The 23,617-nt window shown below is 74.5% G+C and carries 17 protein-coding genes; 5 read left to right on the top strand and 12 right to left on the bottom strand.

The window, feature by feature from the left end; all coding sequences use genetic code 11:
- The first annotated feature begins 547 nt into the window (after window positions 1-547).
- Complete coding sequence (locus ACFV0O_RS04195) at window positions 548-1,411, top strand: hypothetical protein (protein WP_380336095.1); 864 nt, start codon at window positions 548-550, stop codon at window positions 1,409-1,411.
- 377 nt (window positions 1,412-1,788) lie between these two features.
- The gene (locus ACFV0O_RS04190) at window positions 1,789-2,592 is read left to right on the top strand and encodes a hypothetical protein (RefSeq protein WP_380336092.1); all 804 of its coding nucleotides are present in this window, start codon (window positions 1,789-1,791) and stop codon (window positions 2,590-2,592) included.
- Between the two features lie 239 nt (window positions 2,593-2,831).
- Here the strand turns inward: ACFV0O_RS04190 and der are convergent, their stop codons facing one another.
- The 3 genes from der to ACFV0O_RS04175 all read right to left on the bottom strand — a co-directional run bounded on the left by der (window position 2,832) and on the right by ACFV0O_RS04175 (window position 6,698).
- Window positions 2,832-4,286: a ribosome biogenesis GTPase Der gene (gene der / locus ACFV0O_RS04185; RefSeq protein WP_360261409.1), complete on the bottom strand. Its 1,455-nt coding sequence runs from the start codon at window positions 4,284-4,286 to the stop codon at window positions 2,832-2,834.
- A 288-nt stretch (window positions 4,287-4,574) separates the two neighbouring features.
- On the bottom strand, window positions 4,575-5,303 hold the full coding sequence (gene cmk, locus ACFV0O_RS04180) for a (d)CMP kinase (RefSeq protein WP_380336090.1): 729 nt from the start codon (window positions 5,301-5,303) through the stop codon (window positions 4,575-4,577).
- A 309-nt stretch (window positions 5,304-5,612) separates the two neighbouring features.
- Window positions 5,613-6,698: a prephenate dehydrogenase gene (locus tag ACFV0O_RS04175; protein WP_360261414.1), complete on the bottom strand. Its 1,086-nt coding sequence runs from the start codon at window positions 6,696-6,698 to the stop codon at window positions 5,613-5,615.
- A gap of 415 nt (window positions 6,699-7,113) precedes the next feature.
- Here ACFV0O_RS04175 and ACFV0O_RS04170 point away from each other — a divergent pair, with 415 nt between their 5' ends.
- The 3 genes from ACFV0O_RS04170 to ACFV0O_RS04160 all read left to right on the top strand — a co-directional run bounded on the left by ACFV0O_RS04170 (window position 7,114) and on the right by ACFV0O_RS04160 (window position 11,536).
- Window positions 7,114-9,414 carry a DUF4139 domain-containing protein gene (locus ACFV0O_RS04170; RefSeq protein ID WP_380336087.1) on the top strand — a complete coding sequence of 767 codons (2,301 nt, stop codon included), beginning with the start codon at window positions 7,114-7,116 and terminating at the stop codon, window positions 9,412-9,414.
- 2 nt (window positions 9,415-9,416) lie between these two features.
- On the top strand, window positions 9,417-10,979 hold the full coding sequence (locus ACFV0O_RS04165; RefSeq protein WP_380336085.1) for a DUF4139 domain-containing protein: 1,563 nt from the start codon (window positions 9,417-9,419) through the stop codon (window positions 10,977-10,979).
- Between the two features lie 194 nt (window positions 10,980-11,173).
- Window positions 11,174-11,536: a DUF952 domain-containing protein gene (locus ACFV0O_RS04160; RefSeq protein ID WP_360261423.1), complete on the top strand. Its 363-nt coding sequence runs from the start codon at window positions 11,174-11,176 to the stop codon at window positions 11,534-11,536.
- Between the two features lie 15 nt (window positions 11,537-11,551).
- Here the strand turns inward: ACFV0O_RS04160 and ACFV0O_RS04155 are convergent, their stop codons facing one another.
- The 9 genes from ACFV0O_RS04155 to ACFV0O_RS04115 all read right to left on the bottom strand — a co-directional run bounded on the left by ACFV0O_RS04155 (window position 11,552) and on the right by ACFV0O_RS04115 (window position 23,476).
- A complete protein-coding gene (locus tag ACFV0O_RS04155) occupies window positions 11,552-12,559 on the bottom strand; it encodes a helix-turn-helix domain-containing protein (protein ID WP_380336081.1) in 1,008 nt (335 codons plus the stop codon).
- A gap of 390 nt (window positions 12,560-12,949) precedes the next feature.
- Window positions 12,950-14,257 carry a pseudouridine synthase gene (locus ACFV0O_RS04150; RefSeq protein ID WP_380336078.1) on the bottom strand — a complete coding sequence of 436 codons (1,308 nt, stop codon included), beginning with the start codon at window positions 14,255-14,257 and terminating at the stop codon, window positions 12,950-12,952.
- A gap of 62 nt (window positions 14,258-14,319) precedes the next feature.
- Window positions 14,320-14,913 (bottom strand): SMC-Scp complex subunit ScpB, encoded by a 594-nt coding sequence (locus ACFV0O_RS04145; RefSeq protein WP_380336662.1) that lies wholly within the window; start codon window positions 14,911-14,913, stop codon window positions 14,320-14,322.
- Window positions 14,914-15,296: 383 nt separating this feature from the next.
- Entirely contained in the window at window positions 15,297-16,280 is a 984-nt protein-coding gene (locus ACFV0O_RS04140; RefSeq protein ID WP_380336076.1) for a segregation and condensation protein A, read from the bottom strand.
- Between the two features lie 645 nt (window positions 16,281-16,925).
- The gene (locus ACFV0O_RS04135; RefSeq protein WP_380336073.1) at window positions 16,926-17,534 is read right to left on the bottom strand and encodes a hypothetical protein; all 609 of its coding nucleotides are present in this window, start codon (window positions 17,532-17,534) and stop codon (window positions 16,926-16,928) included.
- Complete coding sequence (locus ACFV0O_RS04130) at window positions 17,531-18,598, bottom strand: ParA family protein (protein ID WP_030245868.1); 1,068 nt, start codon at window positions 18,596-18,598, stop codon at window positions 17,531-17,533. The genes ACFV0O_RS04135 and ACFV0O_RS04130 overlap by 4 nt, the downstream gene beginning before the upstream one ends.
- Before the next feature lie 425 nt (window positions 18,599-19,023).
- Window positions 19,024-20,139, bottom strand: a complete 1,116-nt coding sequence (ald, locus tag ACFV0O_RS04125) for an alanine dehydrogenase (protein WP_380336069.1) — start codon at window positions 20,137-20,139, stop codon at window positions 19,024-19,026.
- A gap of 260 nt (window positions 20,140-20,399) precedes the next feature.
- Complete coding sequence (locus ACFV0O_RS04120) at window positions 20,400-22,598, bottom strand: tetratricopeptide repeat protein (RefSeq protein ID WP_380336066.1); 2,199 nt, start codon at window positions 22,596-22,598, stop codon at window positions 20,400-20,402.
- 230 nt (window positions 22,599-22,828) lie between these two features.
- A complete protein-coding gene (locus ACFV0O_RS04115) occupies window positions 22,829-23,476 on the bottom strand; it encodes an NUDIX hydrolase (protein WP_360261444.1) in 648 nt (215 codons plus the stop codon).
- Between the last annotated feature and the right edge of the window lie 141 nt (window positions 23,477-23,617).

The raw sequence follows: 23,617 nt of genomic DNA, 5'->3' as shown, positions 1-23,617 counted from the left end.
CCGCCAGGGGTCGCGTTCGCTTGCCGCGTCCGTCGGACGGCCGTGCACGTGTCGGACGTGCCGCTGCCGCCCCGGCCACCCAGCCGCTCGCCGACGACCTGTTCGAGCGGTCGCGTCGGCGGGCACCTGCCACGCCCGGCGGACCGGGGGGCCGTGCGTCGGGGGTGAGCCCGGGTGGCGCTCGTTGCGCCGACCAAGAAGCTACGAGCCGATCGGTGGGGATTTCAAAACTTGAACGGTCTCCCCAGCTCAGCCAAGGGTTACCGGCGGTAAGACCCATACATTTATGACCGAAATGTCAGGTTTGGCCGTTGATTCCCAGACCAAACATCGCCGCCGCGTGACCCACCTCACCGTTTCATTCCGGCAGTCCCGTCACCGACATCGACAGATTGCGACCACGAGAACACGCGGCGCGGTCGGATCCGAGGCAATTCCCGTCAGCCTCGACGGGCACCCGTGACGCCTGACACAAGGGCCCGTTGGGCATGTCGACCTCCCCGTGTCCGCCCCCGAAGCCCCATCCGCATCCATCCGAGGAGACCCTGTGCCGCGCATGCTCGACGTCAGCGACGAGGTCCGGTCCGAGATCGGCGACGACGAGGCCGACCGCCTACTGGGCGGCGACCGCGCCCCCGACAGCTACGAGTGCACCTCCTGCCGAACCCCCGGCGACACCCACGTGGAACCCACCAGCACCGTGCTGTTCGTCGGCAACGAGACCGCCGTGCTCGCCTTCGCCCACGCCCGCTGCATCCCCTCCCAGGTCGTACCGGTCTCCGAGGAGCAGCTGGCCGGCGCCGTCCGCAGCATCAGCCAGGCCGGGCCCGACGCCCCGGAACTCGCCGTCCCCACGCCGAACGCCCCCTTCGCACCGACCCCCCCGGTGCCCGGCCCGGGCGTCCCCGCCGAAGCCGTGCCCCAGGCGCCCGCCCCCGGCCAGGCCGCCATCCTCGGCATCACCTGCGGGCTCGTCCTGCACGACAAGGTCGGTCACGCCTCGCTGGTGGTCGAGCCCACCGGCCCGGTCGGCCGCCCCGGCAGCACCTCCGGCGAGGACGAGTTCCTCGACCTCCTCCAGGACGCCGGCTTCCAGCCCGTCACCGACCTGGACGAGACCCCGGAGCAACTCCCCGGCTGGTCGGTCCTGGTCGCGATGGGCAAGCTGCACGCGATCCTGCAGCCCGCCGCAGCCGGTGGCAGCACCGGCTGGTGGCAGGCGCACCAGCCGCTCCAGGTCACCGATGCCTGGCGGATGGCGGCGAGCCAGCTCTCCGAGGTGACCATGTACGCCGTCCCGGCCGGCATGGTCGGCCGCCAGCCCCGCGAGGACCTGCTGCGCCTGGCGCTGGAGCGGGCGGTGGCGCTGGGCCAGGTGGTCGCCGCCTCCCTCCCGCTCGCCGGCACCTGATCCGCCCCGCCCCGTACGCACCGGACGGCGGCCCCTCCCTCCACTTCTCGGGCCGCCTCCGGCGCGGACTCGCACCGCACGGGTGCTCGGCATGAGGCCCGCTCATGGGCACCACGCATGAGGCCCGCTCATGGGCACCACGCATGAGGCCCGCTCATGGGCGCAGAGGCCCGACCCCCATGAGCGCCGCTCTTGACCGCCCCGCCATGAGTCCCGCTCATGCCCTCCCCATGAGGCCGGCTCATGAGACGTGACGCACGATCCCCCATGAGCGCCGCTCATGTGCGCCACCCATGAGCCCCACGCATGCCCCGCCCCGCCCCCGCCCCCGCATGAGCGCCCCGCATCCCCCGCCCCCTCTCGCTCGTTGGCCCTACGTGTACAGCTACGACGTCTCCGCGTCCCCCGGCCGCTCCGCCACCGCCCCCCGCTCGATCCCCGGCATGCGCCCGTCGTACGACGCCGAACACCCGCACTCCGCCACGCCGATCTACGACGAGCTGTACTCCGAGTACCGACGCCTCTTCCGCGCGCTGCCCGGCGACCGCTCGGGCGAGGAGGACCTCGTGTTCACCGGCTTCGCGGTGCGCGACGGCTATCCCCTGCTCGGTGAGCAGCGCCCGTACCCGACGTCCCAGCAGCAGGCCTTCCACGCCCTCACGGGCCAGGTCCCGGGCCTCCCCCAGTTCGTGGCCGCCCAGCCGCACGGCGCCGGCTCGACCTCCGGTCACCACGGTCACCACAGCACCCATGGCACCCACGCCGGCCACGGCGGCAGCCACGCCACCGCCCACCAACACGGCCAGCACGGTCACCACAGCACCCACCACAACGCCCACGGCAACGGCAACGGCACCCGCGTCGGACCCCACCCCGAACCCGCCGCCCCCGCCGACGACAGCCTGGGCCACGCCGCACCGCCCCCTCCCCCCACCACCCCGTCCGCAGCCCAACCCGCCACCGGCGCGGCCCAGTTCACCAACGGTCAGGGGTGGGTCGCCGCCGGCTACCTCGGCCAGCTCCCGCACCCGGTGTCCGTACCCGCGCCCGCACCGCCCGCACCGCCCGCCCCTTCCCCGGTGATGGGTACGGCCACCGGGCTCGCCACCGCCCCGTCCACCGGTGGCCGCCACCGCCAGATGCTCTCCCTCCCCCCGGGCCGCAACGGCGACCGCCACTGACACCGGCCCCGCCCGCCCCTCCGTCACGCGCAACACCGAGGGCCCTCGCCACCGCCCTTCGCCGTCACCCCCCTCCACCCACGTTCCCTCCACCCCCGCTCCCCCCGGCCCTTCCCCCCTTCGCCCCTCCGCCCCTCCGCCCCGCGGAAACGCCGGAGGGCCCCGTCACCACCGTGACGAGGCCCTCCGGGAGGAGTCGGCCGACCGACTCCTCCCGCCAACGACGACTGCCGTTACTGCTACTTCTTCTTGCGCTTCTCGCGGACTCGCACCGAGATCGAGATCGGCGTCCCCACGAAGCCGAACTCCTCACGCAGCCGGCGCTCGACGAAGCGCCGGTAGCCGGCCTCCAGGAAGCCCGAGGCGAAGAGCACGAAGCGCGGCGGACGGGTGCCCGCCTGGGTGCCGAACAGGATGCGCGGCTGCTTGCCGCCCCGGATCGGGTGCGGGTGGGCGGCCACGAGCTCGCCGAGGAAGGCGTTCAGGCGCGCGGTCGGGATGCGGGTCTCCCAGCCCTCCAGCGCGGTCTCGATCGCCGGGACGAGCTTCTCCATGTGCCGGCCGGTCTTGGCCGAGACGTTGACCCGAGGGGCCCACTGCACCTGGACGAGGTCGCGCTCGATCTCGCGCTCCAGGTAGTAGCGGCGCTCCTCGTCCAGCTGGTCCCACTTGTTGTAGGCGATGACGACGGCGCGCCCGGCCTCGACGGCCATCGAGATGATCCGGGTGTCCTGTTCGGCGAGGGTCTCGCTGGCGTCGACCAGGACGACCGCGACCTCGGCCTTCTCCAGTGCGGAGGAGGTGCGCAGGGAGGCGTAGAAGTCGGCGCCGGCGGTCAGGTGGACGCGGCGGCGGATACCGGCGGTGTCCACGAACTTCCAGGTCTTGCCGCCGAGTTCGATCATCTCGTCGACCGGGTCGCGGGTGGTGCCGGCCAGTTCGTTGACGACCACCCGCTCCTCGCCGGCGACCTTGTTCAGCAGGCTGGACTTGCCGACGTTCGGCCGGCCGATCAGCGCGATCCGGCGCGGGCCGCCGGGGGCGGCGTCGCCGAAGGTCTGCGGCGGGGCTTCGGGCAGCGCGTCCATGACGGCGTCCAGCAGGTCGCCGGAGCCGCGGCCGTGCAGGGCGGAGACCGGGTACGGCTCGCCGAGGCCCAGCGACCACAGGTAGGCGGCCTCGGCTTCGGTGGAGGGGCCGTCGACCTTGTTCGCGCACAGGACGGTCGGCTTGCCGGCCCGGCGGATGATCTTGATCAGGGCCTCGTCGGTGTCGGTGGCACCGACCTTGGCGTCCACGACGAACAGCACCGCATCGGCCTGCTCGATGCCCAGCTCGGCCTGGGCGGCCACCATGGCGTCGATGCCGAGGACGTCGATCTCCCAGCCGCCGGTGTCGACGACCTTGAAGCGGCGGCCGTTCCAGCTGGCCTCGTAGGTGACCCGGTCGCGGGTGACGCCCGGCTTGTCCTCGACGACGGCCTCGCGGCGGCCGATGATGCGGTTCACCAGGGTCGACTTGCCGACGTTCGGGCGGCCGACCACGGCCAGCACGGGCAGTCGGACGTGGTCGAGGCCGTCCTCGGCGTCGAAGCCGTCGATGTCGAGGCCCTCTTCGGCGGCGAGGGCCATGAACTCGGCGTAGTCGGCGGCGTCCAGCCCGCCGTGATCGGCGGTGGAGTGCTCTGCGGTCATGTTCGTCTGTTCCGTTTCCCGGCCCGGCCCTTCCCAGGGGCGTGCCGTGCGTACCTGCCCCGCTCGGGGCAGCGCGATTGTTGTCTCCGCGACGCCTTGACGGCCCGCGGTTCACTCAGTGGTGGTCGAGCCCGGCATTGCCGGCCCCGACCGTGGTCGACCGGCACCCGGCCGGACAAGGGCCAGGCCCAACAGGAGCCAGGCAGGGCAGCGGCCACGCCGGACAGGAGCCACGCCGGTCAGCAGCAGTCGGGCCCGACCGAAGGCCGGACCGGCGGTCGCCGCCGGTCAGACCGAGGACATCCCGGCCCGCTCCTCCACGAGCCCGGCGATCCGGTCGATCACCTGCTCCAGGGTGAGGTCGCTGGTGTCCACCAGGACCGCGTCCGCGGCCTGGGCCAGCGGGGCCGTCTCCCGGGAGGAGTCGGCGGCGTCCCGGCGGGCGAGGTCGGCGGCCATCGCGGTGATGGTCGCCTCGTCCACGCCCTTGGCGCGCAGTTCGGCGGCCCGGCGGGCGGCCCGGGCCTTCTCGGAGGCGGTCAGGAAGACCTTGACGGTGGCCTCCGGGAACACCACGGTCCCCATGTCCCGGCCCTCGGCGACGATGCCCCGTTCGGCGACCTCGGCGCAGCCGCGCTGCAGCTCGACCAGGCGGGCCCGCACCGCCGGCACCGCGGACACGGCGCTGACCTGCGCCGTCACCTCGGGGCCGCGGATCGGGCCGGAGACGTCCTGGCCGTCCACCGTGATGGTGGGGCCGTCGGCGTCGGTGCCCGACACGATCACCGGCTTGCCGCACGCGACGGCGACCGCGTCCGGGTCGTCGACGTCGACCTCGTTGGCCAGCATCCACCAGGTCATCGCCCGGTACATGGCACCGGTGTCCAGGAAGCTCAGGCCCAGCCGGGCGGCGACCGCCCGCGAGACGGTCGACTTGCCGGAGCCGGAGGGTCCGTCGATGGCGACGACGACCGGGGCGTGCGCTCGGTCGGCAGTGTCCACGGGGGCGAACCTCATCTCTGAGCATGGGAGCCGAAGCCTGCGCAGGCGGACGGCCGGGGGATTGTCTCCCTCAAGGTTAATGGACCGCCGCCGTCACGGACTCCGCCGCCCACCCGGCCCCCGGCCCGCCGCCCACCCGGCCCCCGGGCGGCCCGCTGCGCAGAGCCCCTGCCGCACCCGATCCGCACCCGATCCGCACCTGATCGGCACCCGATCCGGAACCGAGCCGCACAAGCCGCACGAACCCCGCAAGCCCTACGCGCCCAGGCCCCGCACGCACACCCCGACGCGCCCGCGCCCGCGCCCGCCCGCACCTCAGTCCCGTCAGTCCCGCACGCTCCACCCGCTCGCCCGCAGCGCCTTCACCAGCCGCTTGACCGCCGTCGGCGCCACCGACAGCTGGACGAACCCGACCTGCTGCCCGGTCGAGTGCTCGATGACGACGTCCTCGATGTTGACCCCGGCGTCGCCGACCTCCCCGAACAGCCGGCCCAGCTCGCCCGGCTGGTCGCCGAGGACGACCGCCACGGTCTCGTACCGGGTGGGCGGCGCGCCGTGCTTGCCGGGGATCCGGGCCTGGCCGGTGTTGCCGCGCCGCATGACGGCTTCGATCCCGGTGGCGCCGGCCCTGCGCTCGCCCTCCTCGGCGGCCTCCATGGCGCGCAGCGCGGTGACGGTCTCGCCGAGGTCGTGGGCGACCGCCTCCAGGACGTCGGCGACCGCGCCCGCGTTGGCGGAGAGGATGTCGACCCACATGCCGGGGTTGGAGGCGGCGATCCTGGTGACGTCGCGCACGCCTTGGCCGGAGAGCCTTATGGCGGTCTCGTCGGCGTTCTCCAGCCGGGCCGCGACCAGCGAGGACACCAGCTGCGGGGCGTGCGAGACGAGGGCGACGGCCCGGTCGTGCTCGACGGCGTCCATCACGATCGGCATCGCGCCGCAGAGCGCGACCAGTTCCAGCGCGGCGTTGAGCGTCTCGGTGTCGGTGTCGGGGGTCGGGGTGAGCACCCAGGGGCGGCCCTCGAAGATGTCGGCGCGGGCGGCCAGCGGGCCGGATCGCTCGCGGCCTGCCATCGGGTGGCTGCCGATGTAGTGGACGGTGTCGCAGCCGAGCGCGGCGATCTCGCTGCCGGGGCCGGCCTTCACGCTGGCGACGTCGGTGTACCAGTGCGCCAGGTTGCGCCGCTGGCAGTCGGCGAGCACCTTTCCGACCAGTGCCGGCGGGACGGCGATGACCGCCAGGTCCACCGGGCCGTCGACCGGTTCGGTGGTGCCGGCGCCGAGCGACTCGGCGGTGCGGGCGGCGTCCGGGTCGGCGTCCTCCAGATGGACGGTCAGGCCGCGGGCGGTCAGGGCGAGCGCGGCGGAGGTGCCGATCAGTCCGGTGCCGACGACGACGGCAGTGCGCATGGCGGGTCGCTCTCCTCATCACGATTGCTCGACAGGTGCCGGGACCGTCCGGGAGCACCCGCGCCCCATCCTCCCTCATCCGCCGCGCCGAAGTCCCCACCTGCCGCCCGGCAACCACGGGGGCACTTCCCGGCAGTTCCCGGCACCGGCAACCACGGCGCGCCCGCCCCCGTCCCACCCAGTGCACACGCCGCACCCGGAAATCCGGCGCCGCCCACGCCGGGGGCGGGCAGACTGGCCGCCCGGGAAGCCACGGACGAGCGGACGGACGACCGAGCGGACGACCGGGCAGACGCACGGACGAACGGCCAGACGCACGAACGGACGGCCAGACGCCCGGACGACCGGGCAGCGGCAACGCGCGCGTCACGACGAGCGGCACGCGGCAGGCAACACGCGAACGAAAGGGTTGCGCATGGACGACCAGCACAGCAGCCGGACGGGGCAGACGAAACCGTCGGCCGTACCGGCCCACCCATCGGCCCTGGACTCCGTGGTGGTGTACGCGGAGGGCGCGGTGTGCCGACGCCGGGCCACCGTCCCGGTGCCCCGCGACGGGCGGTTGCGGCTGACCGGCCTGCCCACGTCCCTGGACGGCCGCTCGCTGCGTGCCCGGGTGCTCGCCGGTCCGGCCGGCACGGTGGTCACCGAGGCCCGGCTGGAGCAGCTCGCCGAACTCCGCGAGCCGGATGAACTGCCGCTCCTCCAAAGGGAGTTGGACGAGGCGACGGAGCGTCTCAGCGTGCTCACCGAGCGCCGCCGACTGGTCCTGTCCGCGATCGCCGACACCGCCGCGCTGCGCGCCGTGCCGCCGCCTCAGCGCCCCGAGGAGCCGTTGCGCCGTACGCCTGCCGAGGCCTGGCTGGAGCTCGCCGACTTCGTCGACGAGCGGCTCGCCCGCCTCCAGGAACGCGCCGAGGAGCTCAACCGGGAGGTCGAACTCGCCGACCACGAGCGCGACTTGGCGGTCGACCGGCTGGAGCGGGCGTCCACCGCCGAGCGGGCCGAGCCGGTCGCGACCGCCGCCACCGTCCTGCTCACCCTCACCACCGGCAGCACCCGGGCCGCTCTCCACGGCACCGTCCCCCACGGCACCGCCTCCGGCGACGACACCGCGACCCTCGACCTCGAACTGGAGTACGGCGTCCCCGCCGCCCGCTGGGTGCCCGCCTACCGCCTGTCCTACCGGAGCGGCTCCGACACCGGTCACCTCGTCCTGCGCGCCGGCATCGCCCAGCGCACCGGCGAGGACTGGACGGGCGTGCGCCTGGCCCTCTCCACCGCCGACCTCGACCGCCGCACCGACCTGCCCCGGCTCGCCTCGCTGCGGATCGGCCGCAGCCAGCCCGCCCCGCCGCCGTCCGGCTGGCGCGAGCCCCCGGCCGGCCTGTCCGACCTCTTCACCGGCTACGACGCGGCCGGTGCCGACGCGCCGTCCCCGAGCGGCCGGGCCCGCCCCGACGGCCACCGCGGGGCCCAGGTCCCGCCCCCGGTCCCGCCCCGGGCCGCCCGCCTCGCCGGCCCCGGTTCGATCGGCTCCCGGCTCGGCGGCGCCCGCCCGTCCGGCCCCCGCCCGGAGGCCTTCGCCGCGGCGGAGGACATCCCGCCCGCACCCTCCGCCCGCTTCGGGGGAGGCGGCACCCTGAGCGCCGACGAGCCGATGCCCGCGCCCCCGCCCGCCCCGGGTGGCTTCGCCGGCTACGGCGGCCCGCCGCCCGCCCTCTCGGCGCCCGTCGCCGCTCCGCTCCCACCGACTCCCCAGGCCCAGGGCGCCGTCCCGCAGGCCCCGGGCGGCATCCCGCCGGGTGAGGCCCGCCGCACCCTCCGCAAGCGCCGCAGTGCCCTCGCCGTTCCCCCCGCGACCACCGGTTTCGCCCCGAACGCCACCCTGCTCGACTACCCCGACCTCGTCCTGGCCGGCCCCGACGAGCCCGCGACCCGGCGCGGCGCCCTGCACCCCCGCCCCGAGCGGGTCGAGCGCGAGGAGCTGGGCCGGGTCCTGCCCGGCGGCAACCCGGGCGAGCAGATCCGCCGCCTCCCCCTCCCCCGCCACGCCGTCCCGCCCCGCGAGTCGGCGGGTTCCTTCGACCACCGCTTCGACGCCGCCGCGCCCGCCGACATCCCGTCCGACGGCACCTGGCACACCGTCACGGTGGGCGAGATCCCGCTCACCGTCCGCCCCGAGTACGTCACCGTCCCCGCCGTCGAGGAGAAGGTGTACGCGACGCTGGTGCTCGCCAACCGCACCGACCGCGCCGTCCTCGCGGGCCCGGTCGAGGTCACCGTGGACGACGAGTTCCTGCTCACCGCCGCCCTGCCCACCCTGGCGCCCGGCGGCGTGCGGCGTCTGGGAACCGGCGTCACGGAGAGCGTGGAGGTGGCGCGCCGCACCGAGCTGCGCGAGTCCGCCACGGGCATGCTGAAGGGCAACAGCACGGTGCTCGACCACCGGGTCCACGTCCGGCTGGCGAACCGGCTCGGCCGCGCCGTCACGGTCGAGGTCCGCGAGCGCGTGCCGGTCACCTCCGACGCCGAGATCCGGATCGAGGAGCGGGCCGACTGGCACGCCCCGACCGTCTCCACGCCGGAGTGCCCGCCCAGCACCAGGCTCTGGCGGGTCGACCTGCCGCCGGGAGGCAGCACCGAGCTGGACGGCGGGTACCAGATCAAGATCCCGGCCGGAAAGGCCATCGTCGGCGGAAACCGGAGGAACTGACCATGACCGGAGACACGATCGGAGCGACGAGGGCGGCCCTCCCGGTCACCGCGGTCACCTGCCTGGAGGACCGCAGCCAGGTGGAACGCACGACGACGGTCGACCTCGCCGTGGGCGTCCAGCGGCTGCGCCTGGGCCCGCTCACCGCCTTGGCCGTCGACCGCACCCTGCGCGCCGAGTCCACCACCCCCGGGGTGCGGGTCCTGGACGCCCGGGTGGTCCGCACCTGGGCTCCGCGCGCGCCGCTGCCGCCGGGCCCGGACGACTCCGACCTGCGCCACCTGCTGCACCGGCTGGGCACCGAGAGCCGTCTCGCCGACCAGACCCGCGCCCGTCTGGAGGCGCGGCTGGCCCTGCTCGCCCAGCTCTCGGCCGACCTGCTCCGCGAGGTCGGCGAGGGCGCCGGCAGCGGCGAGCTCGAACGCACCCGCTGGTCCCGCGAGCTGGACCGGGTGGACGCCGAACGCGAGCGCTACGGCGAGGAGCTGCGCGCGACCCACTCCCGGCTGCGCCGCCTGGAGCAGGAGCGCTCGCAGGCGCTGACCGCCCTGGACGAGGCCGAGGAGGACCCGGCGGCACTGACCGCCCACCTGGACCTCACGGTCGAGGCGGCGCGGCCCGGCCCGGCCGGGCTGACCGTCTCCCACCTGGTCCCCTGCGCGCTCTGGCGCCCCTCCTACCGGGCGACCCTGGACGACGACGGCCTGCGCGTGGAGTCGGAGGCGGTGGTCTGGCAGCGCACCGGCGAGGACTGGACGAACGCCCGGCTCACCTTCTCGACCGCCCGCTCCGCCCTCGCCACCGACCCGCCGGCCGTCGCGGTGGACGTCCTGATGCTGCGCGAGCGCACGGACGAGGAGCGCCGCACGGTCGAGGTCGAACTGCGCGAGGAGGCGATCAGCGAACTCGGGCCGGCCTCCGGGGTCCCGGGGGTGGACGACGGCGGCGAGGTCCGGGTGCTACCCGCGCCCGCCCCCGCGACCGTGCCCTCGGACGGGCGGGCGCACCGGGTGCCGCTCGGTGCCTTCACCGGCCCGGCGAGCAGCGAGTACGCCTGCGCCCCGGAGCTGTCCCCGCTGGTCACCCAGGTGGTCCGGTTCCGCAACGCGGCCGGGCACCCGCTGCTGGCCGGTCCGGTCGAACTGGTCCGCGGCAGCGGCTTCACCGGCCGGGGCGAGCTGCGCTTCACCGCGACCGGTGCCGATGCCGAGCTCTCCTTCGGCAGCTCGGACGGCTACCGGGTGGTCCGCGAGACCGAGGAGCGCCAGGCCACCGCCGGCCTCACCGGCCGCCAGACCACCACCCGCACGGTGCGGCTGCACCTGTCCCGCTTCTCCGGCCCGGAGGAGCACGACGAGCGGATCGTCACCGTGCGCGAGCGGGTGCCGGTCTCCGAGGTGTCGGCGGTCGAGGTCCGGCTGCGCAAGGAGGAGTGCTCCCCGGCGCCGGACGCCTTCGACGCCGAGGGCATCGTCCGCTGGGACGTCCCGCTCGGCCCGGGTGCCCGCCGCACCCTCACCCTGGTGTACGAGGTCTCCGCCTCCGCCAAGGTGGCCGGGCTCTGAGCCGCGCGCCGGCGACACCGCCCTCCGAACCCCACTGCCTCGAACCCCACTGCCCCGGAGCCCGAACCCCACTGCCCCCGAACCCCACCTCCCCGCGAACCCCGTCGCCCTCCGATCCCCGAACCTCGCCGCCGACGGCCTGCCGATGACGACCGCTCAGGACCAAACCGGAGACAACGGGTAGAAAAGGAAACATGATCCTCCACCTCGCCCCCCTGGACGACTGGCTGGCCGACCCCGGCCGCCCGTACGCCACCGCCTCGCTGCTCACCGACGGGTTCATCCACTGCTCGGCCGACGAGCGGACGGCGCTCGCGGTGGCCAACGCCTTCTTCGCCCACACCCCCGACCCGCTGATGGTGCTGCTGATCGAGGAGTCGATGGTGGAGCCGATGGTCAAGTGGGAGGCCCCGCACGGCGCCCCGCCGCCCGGGGCCACCCCCGACGTGCTGTTCCCGCACATCTACGGGCGGCTGAACCGCTCCGCCGTGGTCGGGCTGGAGAAGGTCGAGCGGGGCCCGGACGGCCGCTGGGCCTCCCTCACCCCCTGGAGCTGAACCCCGGGGCCGGGTTCACAGCCACCCCCGCTCCCGGGCCGCCATTCCGGCCTGGAAGCGGGTGGTGGCGCCCAGCGCGCGCATCAGGCTCTGCAGGCGGCGCTGGGTGGTCCGGGCGCTCCAGCCGAGCGAGCGGGCGATCGACTCGTCGGTGAGCCCGGCCGCCAGCAGGCCCAGCAGTTTGCGGTGGTCGGCCTCCGGCTCCGGCGACTCGTCCCCGGTGCCGATCGCGGCCTGCAGCTGGACGGCCCGCTCCCACTCCGCCTCGAACAGCGTGTCCAGCGCCTGGAGCAGCGCCGAGGGGTGGATCACGTAGGCGGCGTCGAGCACGCTGTCGCCGACGCTGATCGGGATGATCGCCATCCGGTCGTCCGAGATGATCATCTTCATCGGCAGCGTGGGCCGGACCCGCGCCTCCTCGCCGTCCGCGACGCCGACCAGGATGTTCCGCTCCAGCCGCCCGGGCCAGGCCACCGCCTCCCGGTCGTAGACCGTCCGGAACTTCACGCCCTCGCGCAGCCGTCGCCGCTGCAGCGTCATCGGCGCCACCGGGTCCTGGATGTACGGCGGGCGGTCGAAGCCGCGCACCTGGTACTGGCTGGTCTCGGTGATGTGCTCCAGTCGCTGGGCGATCGCCTCGCCACCGGTCAGCACCTCCACCGAGTGCGCCGGGTCGGTGTAGCGCGAGGCCTCCCGGAAGGCGTCCATCAGCCGGTGCATCTCGGCCCGGGCCTGCCGCAGCTCGGACTCCCGGTGGCCGATCAGGGTGCCGATCGCGACGTCCGGGGCGACCGCCAGGTAGCGCTGCCGGTCCACCGGTGCCCGGGTGGCCATGCCCTGCTGCGCCAGCCGGTCCAGGGCGCGCACGCCCTGCTGGAGCGTCAGGCCGCAGCTCTCCGCCAGTTCCTCCGCGGTGGACTGCGGATTGGCCACCAGCGCCGCGTACATCTGCCCGTCCGGCGTGGCCAGTCCCAGTGTGCCGAGGGCCTTCCCGCTGGCCCGCCCCAGTGGTGCATCGGACACGACGCCGTTCCCCCTGTTCGCCTGTGATCCGCCCCACCGGCGCCCGTGCTGGCGCGGTCCCGCCACACGACGGGTGGTGGCCCGGTGGCCATCCTCTGCCACGGATCATGACGCTGACAAGGCCGTGACCAGCGGTTGCGTCCCGACTCACACGACCCGCACGACCCGTACACCCCGTACGCCGACACGCTCCGCACCCGACACATCCCTGCCCGGCACACCCGGACCCGGCACACCCGGCTCCCGGGACACCCCGGGCCCGGCACATCCGGCGTCCCGGGACACCCCGCGCCCCGGGTCGCCCGGCACCGGCACGCCCCGCACGGCAGAGGGGCCCCCGGCCGCGCCACGGCGACCGGGGGCCCCTCAGGGACGGGCGAGGGCGACGGCCTACAGACCGACCTCGCGCATCAGCTGGCCGACCTCCGGGTTGGTCAGACGGCGCAGCCAGCCCGACTTCTGGTCACCCAGGGCGATCGGGCCGAAGTGCGTGCGCACCAGCTTCTCGACCGGGAAGCCGGCCTCGGCCAGCATCCGGCGGACGATGTGCTTGCGACCCTCGTGCAGGGTCACCTCGACCAGGTAGTTCTTGCCGACGTTGGAGACGACCTTGAAGCTGTCGGCACGCGCGTAGCCGTCCTCCAGCTCCACGCCCTGGGCCAGCTTCTTGCCCAGGTCACGGGGGATCGGGCCCTGGATCGCGGCCAGGTAGGTCTTGGTCACGCCGTACCGCGGGTGGGTGAGGCGGTGAGCCAGCTCGCCGTGGTTGGTGAGCAGGATGATGCCCTCGGTCTCGGTGTCCAGGCGGCCGACGTGGAACAGCCGGGTCTCCCGGTTGGTCACGTAGTCGCCCAGGCACTGGCGGCCGTCCGGGTCCTCCATGGTGGAGACCACGCCGGCCGGCTTGTTCAGCGCGAAGAACAGGTAGGACTGGGTGGCGACGGTCAGGCCGTCCACCTTGATCTCGTCGTTCTGCGGGTCGACCCGCTTGCCCTGCTCGGTGACGCGCTTGCCGTTGACCTCGACCCGACCCTGCTCGATCAGCTCCTCGCAGGCGCGGCGGCTGCCGACACCGGCCCGGGCCAGCACCTTCTGCAGGCGCTCGCCCTCGGGCTCGCCGAAGGTCTTGGGGAGCTTGACGGCCGGCTTGTCGTGCCGGGCGAGGACGGCGTCCTCGATCTTGGCCTGCAGCTCGCGCGAGCGCTGCGGCTGGCGCCGCGGGTCGCCCGGGGCGCCCTGGCCCTCACGACGCGGACGCGGGGCCGGACCGGGGCGCCGGCCGGCGTAGCCGCCGCGGGCGGGAGTGGCGTTCGGGCCGCCGCCGTACTCGGGGCGGTCGTACTTGCGCTCCTCGGGCCGCAGCGGACGGTCCGGGTACCGGCGGTCGTCACGCCGGTCGTCACGCCGGTCGTCGCGCCGGTCGTCACGGCGACCGTCGCGGGGACCGTCCCGGCGGTCGTCACGCCGGTCGTCACGCCCGAACGAGCCGGAGCCACCGCGCGAGCCCGCACCCGAGCCACCGCGGCTGCCGCCCCCGTAGGAGCCACCACCGTACGAACCCCCGCGCGCGCCCGAGCCGCCGCGGCTGCTGCTGCTACCGCTGCCGCCGCCGTAGGAGCCGCCGCCCCGGCCCCCGCCCTGTCCGCCGCGACTGCTCCCGCCGCCGCTGCTGTTCCTGCCGTTGCCACTGCTACGCATCAAAGTGTCCGTACGTCGTTCCGTCTGGGATGTGCGGTCGTTTCGGCCGACCTCACCGCCCCCTACCGATCGGGCCCGGCCCGACCGGCCTCGCCACTGCCGTCCGCGGCCTGCGCGGCAGCGGCGGCGACCGCCTCCGCGATCATCGTGCCCTCCAGGGACTCCGCTTCCACGTCGTCGACCTCGGGCAGGAAGGGAGCGAGCTCCGGCAGCTCGTCCAGGCCGCGGAGCCCCATCCGTTCCAGGAAGTAGTTCGTCGTCCGATACAGGATCGCACCTGTTTCGGGCTCGGATCCGGCCTCTTCCACCAGTCCTCGCTGTACCAGGGTACGCATCACGCCGTCACAGTTCACACCGCGGACGGCGGAAACCCGAGATCTGGACACCGGCTGCCGGTAGGCGACCACCGCCAGGGTCTCCAGCGCGGCCTGGGTGAGCCGGGCCTGCTGGCCGTCCAGGAGGAAGCGGTCGACGGCTGCGGAACAGGTCTCCCGGCTGTAGAACCGCCAGCCGCCGGCCACCAGCCGCAGGTCGAAACCGCGGCCCTGGTCGGTGTACTCGGCGGACAGTCCGCGCAGCGCTGCGGCCACCTCGGTCCGCGACCGCTCCAGCACCCCGGCCAGCCGCTCCTCCGTCACCGGTTCGTCGACCACCATCAGAACGGCCTCCAGCTCGGCCCGCAGCCCGGGAGCGATCGGCAGCGCGGGGCCGGGCTGCTCCTCGGCGCCGGAAGTCGGCGGACCCGACGTCTGCTGCACCACCGGCTCCACCGGCCGAACCACCGGCCCTGGCTGGACCGGCTGGACCGGCTGGACCGGCTGGACCGCGTCCCCACCCTCCGCGCCCTCCACCGGCGGCACCGGTTCCGACACCGGGCCGGGCACCGGGTCCGACACCGGGCCGGGCACCGGGCCGGGCACCGGGCCGGGCACCGGGTCCGGCAGCAGCTCGAAGGCCGGCTCCAGCCACTCCTCGGCCCTGGGCTGCCCCGGCAGCCCCAGCCGGCGCCGCACCGGGCGCCCGCCCTCGTTCCCGCCGCTCATCGCCGCTCCTCCTCCACCTCGCCCGTGGCTCCTGCCACAACGTCCCCGACGACGTCCCCCCGGGCCCCTCCCCCGACTCCCGCCCCGGCTTGCGCCCCGACTCCCGCTCCGACTCCCGCCCCGGCTTGCGCCCCGGCCTCTCCCGCGGGCCGGTCGAACTCGTCCGTGACCTCGACCGCGCCCCGGCCCTCCTCCGCCACCCAGCGCACCCGCAGCTCCCCGAGCGCCTCCGGCTGGTCGAAGGCGAGCACCCGTTCCCGGTAGAGCTCCAGCAGCGCCAGGAAGCGGGCGACCACGACCAGGGTGTCCGGCGCGTCCGCCACCAGCCGCTGGAACGACGCCTCGCCGAGTTCGGTGAGCAGCCCGACCACCAGCCCGGCCTGCTCCCGGACGCTGACCGGCGGGGCGTGGATGTGGTCCACGTACACGACCGGCTTCGGCTTGGGTTCCATCGCCTTGGCCGCGAGCTCGGCGAGCCGCTGCGGCCCGATGGTGATCACCACCTCCGGCAGCAGCTCCGCGTGCCGGGGCTCCAGCCCGACGGTTCGCGGGCGCCGCAGCTGTTCGGCGGCCCAACGCTCGCCGAACAGCGACGCCGCCCGCTTGTACGCCCGGTACTGCAGCAGCCGCGCGAACAGCAGGTCCCGGGCCTCCAGCAGGGCCAGGTCCTCCTCGTCCTCGACCTCCGCCACGGGCAGCAGCCGGGCGGCCTTGAGGTCGAGCAGGGTGGCGGCCACCACCAGGAACTCGGTCGCCGCGTCCAGGTCCCAGTCCGGGCCCATCGCCCGGATGTGCGCCATGAAGTCGTCCGTGACCGTGGCCAGCGCCACCTCGGTGACGTCCATCTTGTGCTTGGCGATCAGGCTGAGCAGCAGGTCGAAGGGGCCCTCGAAGTTCTCCAGCCGCACCCGGAACCCGCCCCGGGACCCGTTCTCGGTCGCGTTCGCGGTGGTTTCGGCTGGTTCGGCGGTGCTCGGCATGACGGTCCATCTTCACCCGTCCCGGCGGCCCGCCCCGCCCCGGGCCCCTCGACACGCCGCCCGGCAGCCCCGTCCACGGCCCTCAGCCCGGCGCACAGGCCCCGGCCCCGGCCGGCCCGGGCCCGGGGACCCACGGGCCCGGAAACGGCCCTCCAGTGCCCTCCACGGCCCTCGACCGAGTCGGCGGGCCCCATGAGCCCGGCTCATGCCCCCCGGCACCCGATCGGAGTGCCTGCCGAGGCGACTCGAAATCCCGAGGCGGCGTCTCCATGAACGCGGCTCATGACCGTCGGTCCGCGATCCGGGCCCTCGGCCCACCCGCCAGCACCCCATGAGCCCGACTCATGACAGTCGGCACCGGCCGACGGCCCCACCCGGGACGACGACCTCATGAACGCGACTCATGGCCCTCGGCCGACCGTCGACGCTCGGCCCGAGGTCGCACACCGGCGGCCTCCGGCACCGGGCCCGAGGCCCCTCGGCGCCCCCCTCGGCGTCCCCACCGGGGCCGCCCTGTCGCCGCCAGGTCCGCATCACCGCCGGACCCGCCCTGCCGTGCCGCGCCGTACCGCGCCCTGCCGTACCGCGCCCTGCCCTGCTGCGCCACACCACAGCGCGCCGCGCCCTGGCGCGATCTACCGCGCCCTACCGCCCGCGCAGGCGCCGGACCAGGATGGAGGCCTCGCCCCGCTGCTCCAGGTCCGCCAGGACGACCGCGATGGCCTCCCGGACGATCCGCCCACGGTCCACGGCCAGGCCGTGCTCGCCGCGCAGCACCAGCCGGGTGTGCTCCAGGTCCATGAGCTCCTCGGCGGACACGTACACGGTGATCTTCTCGTCGTGCCGCTCGCGCCCGCTGGGCCGGCGCGGCGCGCGACCGCGCGGCCGCGCGCGCCCGGCGGCACCGTTCTGCTCCTCGGTGGCACCCGCGTGCGCCCGGCCTGCCGGTGCGCCCGGCGCGGCCTGGACCCCGCCCGACCGCTGACCGGGCGGCTGCGCGGACGCCGGCACGGTGGCCGACGACTGCTGCTCCGCCGTCAGCTGCCGGTCGCCCTGGGAGCCCGGGGAACCCTGGGGACCCTGCGCCCCCCGGAGGCCCTGGGCGGACTCGACGCCTTCGGCGCCGTCCTGGCCGTTGACGGTCCGCGCGGTCTCCGGTCTGGATGCCTCGGCGGCCGGACGCGGCGCGAGGGACGGCGACAGCGCCATCCCGCCGGTGGTCCGGAACAGCTCGTCGGCACCCGGGAGACTCACTCGGCGGGGCGGCACCGGTCGAGCACCTCCCTGGCGAGCTGGCGGTAGGCGGCGGCACCGACCGAGTTGGTGGCGTACGTGGTGATGGGCTCACCGGCGACGGTGGTCTCCGGGAAGCGCACGGTCCGCCCGATGACGGTGTGGAAGACGTGCTCGCCGAACGCCTCGACGACCCGCGCCAGCACCTCACGGCTGTGCACGGTGCGTGAGTCGTACATGGTCGCGAGGATGCCGTCCAGGCGCAGCTCGGGGTTGAGCCGCTCGCACACCTTCTCGATGGTCTCGGTCAGCAGCGCGACACCGCGCAGCGCGAAGAACTCGCACTCCAGCGGGACGATCACGCTGTGAGCGGCCGTCAGTGCATTGACCGTCAGCAGGCCCAGCGAGGGCTGGCAGTCGATGATGACGTAGTCGTAGTCGGGCAGCAGCGGCTTCAGGGCGCGCGCCAGCGCGGACTCCCGGGCCACCTCGCTGACCAGCTGCACCTCGGCGGCGGAGAGGTCGATGTTGGACGGCAGCAGGTCCATGCCGGGCACCGCGGTCTTCAGCAGCACCTCATCGGCGGTCAGGCCCCGCTCCATGAGCAGGTTGTAGACGGTGACGTCGAGTTCCATCGGGTTGACGCCGAGGCCGACCGAGAGCGCGCCCTGCGGGTCGAAGTCGACGAGCAGCACCCGGCGGCCGTACTCGGCCAGCGCCGCACCCAGGTTGATGGTCGACGTGGTCTTGCCGACGCCGCCCTTCTGGTTGCACATGGCGATGATCTGGGCGGGGCCGTGCTCGGCGACCGGCGCGGGGATCGGGAAGTACGGCAGCGGGCGGCCGGTCGGGCCGACCCGCTCACGGCGCTGGCGCGCGGCGTCGGGGGCCAGCGTGGCGGCGTACTCCGGGTCCGGCTCGTACTCGGCGTCGGGGTCGTCGTAGGCGCCGTAGGCGAACTCGCCGTAGGCCAGGCCGTAGGCCGCCAAGTCGGCGTCGTGATCGGTCACCGTGGTCACCTGTGCTGTGTTCTGGCGTGCTTCGAAGGTGCGGAGTGCGACCGAGCCGACCTCGGCCGAACCCACGGAGGGCTGCCGGGCCCCGGGCTCCACACTCGGCTGGCCGGCGGTGTGCTCCGCCAGTCCTGGCTGACCACCCCCGGGAGCAATTGTCGACTCATTCACAAGTCGTCTTACCTCCTTGGGTATCCAGGACTCTATGTCGATTCGTCAGCGTGGCAGCATGCCGACGGTTTGCGACTCTAGGCCGTTCAAGGCGTTCGCAGCAACACAATCCACGGTAGTGGGCAGGATGTGTCGACTATCAGGCGGGCCGCTGTCAAGGGTTGAGTGGGTCGCTGACCCCATCGTTTCTGCGAGCGGGTGACGCGACCGCCGGAAATTGACGACAGAGCGACCAACCCGGTCCACCCGCTGTTCAGGGGCACGGCGAAGCCCCCGACCCGAAGTGATCGGGTCGGGGGCGAACGACCGCCGTGCGGTCAGGGGGTTCAGGCGAGCACGCTCTCCAGGGAGACCGACTCCAGGCCGAAGGCGTCGGCCACGGCCGGGAAGGTGATCTGGCCCTCGTGCACGTTCAGGCCCTTGGCGAGCGCCGGGTCACGGCGCAGCGCCTCCTTCCAACCGCGGTTCGCCAGCTCGATGACGTACGGCAGCGTGGCGTTGGTCAGCGCGTAGGTGGAGGTGTTCGGGACGGCGCCCGGCATGTTGGCCACGCAGTAGAAGACCGAGTTGTGGACCTGGAAGGTCGGGTCGTCGTGCGTGGTCGGGTGCGAGTCCTCGAAGCAGCCGCCCTGGTCGATGGCGATGTCGACGAGCACGGAGCCCGGCTTCATGCGGGAGACCAGCTCGTTGGTGACGAGCTTCGGGGCCTTGGCGCCCGGGATCAGCACGGCGCCGATGACCAGGTCGGCATCGAGGACGGCCTTCTCCAGCTCGAAGGAGTTGGACATGATGGCCTTGATCTTCGTGCCGAAGATGCGGTCGGCCTCGCGCAGCTTGTTGATGTCGCGGTCGAGCAGGGTCACGTCGTAGCCCATGCCGATGGCGATGGTGGCCGCGTGCCAGCCGGAGACGCCACCGCCGATGACGACGGCCTTGGCCGGGTGGGTGCCGGGCACGCCGCCGGGCAGCACGCCGCGGCCGCCGGCCGGACGCATCAGGTGGTACGAGCCGACCTGCGGGGCCAGGCGGCCCGCGACCTCGGACATCGGGGCGAGCAGCGGCAGCGCGCCGTTGGCCTGCTGCACGGTCTCGTAGGCGATGGCGGTGGTGCCCGAGGCGATCAGGGCGTCGGTGCCGGCCCGGTCGGCCGCCAGGTGCAGGTACGTGAAGACGGTCTGGCCCTTGCGCAGCCGGTGGTACTCGGAGGCGATGGGCTCCTTGACCTTCAGCAGGAGGTCGGCGGTGGCCCACACCTCGTCGGCGGTGGCGAGGATGGAGGCGCCGGCGGCCACGTACTCCTCGTTGGGGATCGAGGAGCCGAGACCGGCGTTGTCCTCGATGTAGACCTCGTGTCCGTTGCGGACCAGCTCATGCACGCCGGCGGGCGTGATGGCCACGCGGTACTCGTGGTTCTTGACCTCGCGGGGGATGCCGACCTTCACGACTGAACACGTCCTCTTGCCATGGGGGTCCCGACCGGCGAAAACCGGTGGGCGACGCGCACGTGGGGAAGCCTCCGGGCAGCCCGGGGCGGGGATCGCTGCGCGACTAGGTCCGAGTGTAATGAAGCCCAGTCGGCGTGTCAGCCTTCCAAAGTGAATAAATTTCCCGCACACATTGGCAGGTTCGTAGGCTTCCCCTGCGACTTACCCGCCAAAGACGTCGTAACCGGGCATCTTCGACAATACCTCCGAAAGGCCCATCACCACCCGGCGTCGACCCGTTCCCGCAGGTCCGCGAGGGCCGCCCCGACGGCTTCCCGGGCGCGTTCGTCGCCGAGCCTGCGCAGCACCGCGAGGGCCGCCCGGTACTCCCGGTCCGCCTCGTCGAAGCGGCGCTGGGCGGTGTGCGCCTCGGCCACCCGGGTCAGCAGCCGGGCCTCGGCCGCGTGGTCCCCGAGCGATTGCCGCAGGCCGAGCGCCCGTCCGTACCAGTCGGCGGCGCGCACCGCGTCGCCGAGCGCCCGGTGGCAACCGGCCGCGCCCTCCAGGGCGCGCGCGCAGAGGGGTTCGTCGTCGGCCTTCCGGGCGTGCTCCAGGGCGGCCCGGTAGTGCGCGGCGGCCTGCTCCCAGCGGCCCGCCGAGACCTGCAGGTCGCCGAGGTTGAGCAGTGCGGCCGAGGCCCGGCGGGGCCGGCCGTTGCGCTCGGCGACGGTCAGCACCAGTTCGTGGAGCCGGTAGAGGTCGGCGGGAGCGGCGACGCCGGTCAACGGCAGCGCCCGCAGCAGGGCGGTGACCAGCCGCCCGGCCGAGCCGTCCAGGTCGCCCTGGCCGATCGCGTCGGCCACCGCGCCGAGCAGCAGTTCCCGTTCGCCGAGCAGCCACCCGCGGGCGTGCTCGGCCGAGCGCAGCCGCAGCACGGCCGGCAGCGGATCGGGAGCGGGGGTATCCGACGGGTCGAGCAGCGCGCGGGCCGCCTCGGTGAGCCGGACCAGCCGCTCCAGCAGCCGGGCCCGGGCGAGTTCGGTCTCGGCGGGCCGGTCCTCCTGCTCGCGCAGCCGGACCAGTCGGGGGTAGAGCCGACCGGGCACCCGGTAGCGCGGGGTGCCGTCGGCGGCCGGCGCCTCCTCGCCGAGCAGTTCCCACTCGGCCAGCGCGGCCAGGGTCGCGGCCGCGTCCGGCACCGGGCAGCCGACCAGGGCGGAGGCGGTGCGCGGGTCGGCGGTCTGCGCCGGGGCCAGGGTGAGGGTCCGCAGCATCCTCGCCTGGGCGGCCGGCAGACCCCGGTACAGCAGGGTGAACGCACCGAGCAGCGGGTCGTTGTCGGGGACGGGCACCGGCTCGGCCGGCTCCGGTCCGGGCTTCACCCAGGCCGCCGGATCGCCCGCCGACTCCACACCGGGCGCGGTCCCGCGCTCCTCCCCCTTCTTCTCCGGCACGCTCCCGGGGGCGTCAGCCGGAACGCCCCTCGACGTGTTCCTCGACACGTTCCCCGGCGCCTGCCCCCGTGTCTTCCCCGGCGCGTCCTTCGACGGCTTCGCCGACGGAGCGGCCCGCCCCGCAGCCGACGCCTCCGTCCCCTTCTTCGAGCCGTCCTTCGACGCATCCCGCCGCTCGTCCTTCGGCATGCCCTTCGACGTGCCGTTCGAGGCGTCGGTCACAGCGCCCTTGGCGCCCGGGGCGCCCCCCGCCGCGGCGGCCGTCCCCTCCCCCACCACCCGGGTGAGCTCGCGCGCCGCGTCGGTGACCGCGGTCTTCGCGTTTCCGCGCAACCACCCCGCCATCAGCCGCAGCGCGGCCGGCCGGGCGGCGCAGGCCTCGGCGAGGTCGGCGGCGCCGACCGGGTCGCAGGAGATCCGGGTGCCGCCGACCAGGTCGGCCAGCAGTTCACCGGAGGCCGTCCGGTCCAGCCCGCCGAGGATCACCGGGTCGATGTCCTCGATGCCGGTGAGCGGCCCGGCGGTGGTGGCGAGCACCAGGCAGCCGGGTTCGTCGGCGAGCAGCGGCCACACCTGTCCGGCGTCGCGCACGTCATCCAGGACGAGCAGCACCCGCAGTCCCGCGAGCGCCTCGCGCAGCGCGACGCAGCCCGGCTCGTCCCGGCCGTCCTCGACCGCCCCGGGCAGCGGCACGGCCGAGTCCGGGTCGAGCTGCTCCAGCAGCAGGCGCGCGGCCCGCGCGGGCGGCACCCGCCCGCCGTCCGGGGCGGACAGCCGGGCGAACAGCACGCCGTCCGGGTAGTCGGCCGCGACGGTGCGGGCGAAGCGCGCGGCCAGGGTGGTCCGGCCGGAGCCGGGGCGCCCGGCCAGCACCAGGACCGGGCAGCGGCCGCTCGCCGGGCGGGCGGCGGCCGCCCGCAGCGCGGCGAGTTCGGCGCGCCGCCCGACGAACAGCGTGGGCCCGGCCGGGAGCCGGTCCAGGCCCGGGACGGCGCCGGCGGGCGCGTCGGGTCCGGGGTCCATCGTCGCCGTCTTCCTCGCCACCCGTGCCACTCCCGACGTCGTGCCGCGCTCGGCATCCGGCGCTCGGAATCCGGCGCTCGGAATCCGGACCTGGCGCCCGGTGCTCAGCGGAGGCGGCCCGGGACGGGCGCCCTGTCTGCGAAGCGTAGTTCGACCGTCCGGCTCGTCCGAGGTGACATCCGGTCGTACGAACCGGCAAATCACCCGGGCGAATCAACCGGGAGGTTCGTTCACGCCTCGAAGGGCCGGGCCGGCCAGGGCGAGTCCGCCGGGCGCAGCGCGTCCGGCCCGTCCGGGCCGGTGAGCGCGGCGTGCACGGCGAGGGTGCCGGTGACGAGGGTCGGGTTGTGCAGCTTCCCGGCCTGGATCAGCCGGATCAGCTCCGGCACCGGCACCCAGGCGACCTCGATCTCCTGCTCCTCGCCCTCGGCCGCGTAGCGCTCCCCCTCGGCCGGCGACAGGTCGGTGGCGAGGAACATCCGCAGCGCCTCGTCGGTGCCGCCCGGGGAGGTGTAGTAGTCGGCGAGGATCCGCCAGGTGCCGGCCTTGCAGTGCGCCTCCTCGTAGAGCTCGCGCTGGGCGGCGTGCCACGGGTTCTCGCCGGGGACGTCGAGCAGGCCGGCCGGCAGTTCCCAGAGCCGCTGGCGCACGGGGTGGCGGTACTGGCGCAGGATCAGGACGCGCTGCTCGTCGTCCAGGGCGAGCACCGAGACCGAGCCCGGGTGGGTCTGGTAGTCGCGGCGGGCCCAGCTGCCGTCGGGCATCCGGACCTCCTCGCTGCGCACGCCGGTGACCTTGCCCTGGAACGGCGTTCCGGTCGCCCGGACCTCCCATTCCTCGGCCACGTCGGTGATCACCCGGTCGCTCTGCTCGTCCATCGCTCTCCCCTTTTCGTCAGTACGACACAATCTAACGCCGGACGGGGGGGGCCCGGGGGCCCGCGGGGCCGGCCCCCCCGGGGTCACGCCGGCCGCGGGGGGGTTCAAGAAAGGAGGCGCCGGGGGTGTGAGCTATGTGGG

This window comes from Kitasatospora sp. NPDC059577 (assembly GCF_042735475.1).
Classification (GTDB): domain Bacteria; phylum Actinomycetota; class Actinomycetes; order Streptomycetales; family Streptomycetaceae; genus Kitasatospora.
Note: the sequence above shows the minus strand (reverse complement) of the source record. Positions and strands in the feature narration are given on the sequence as shown.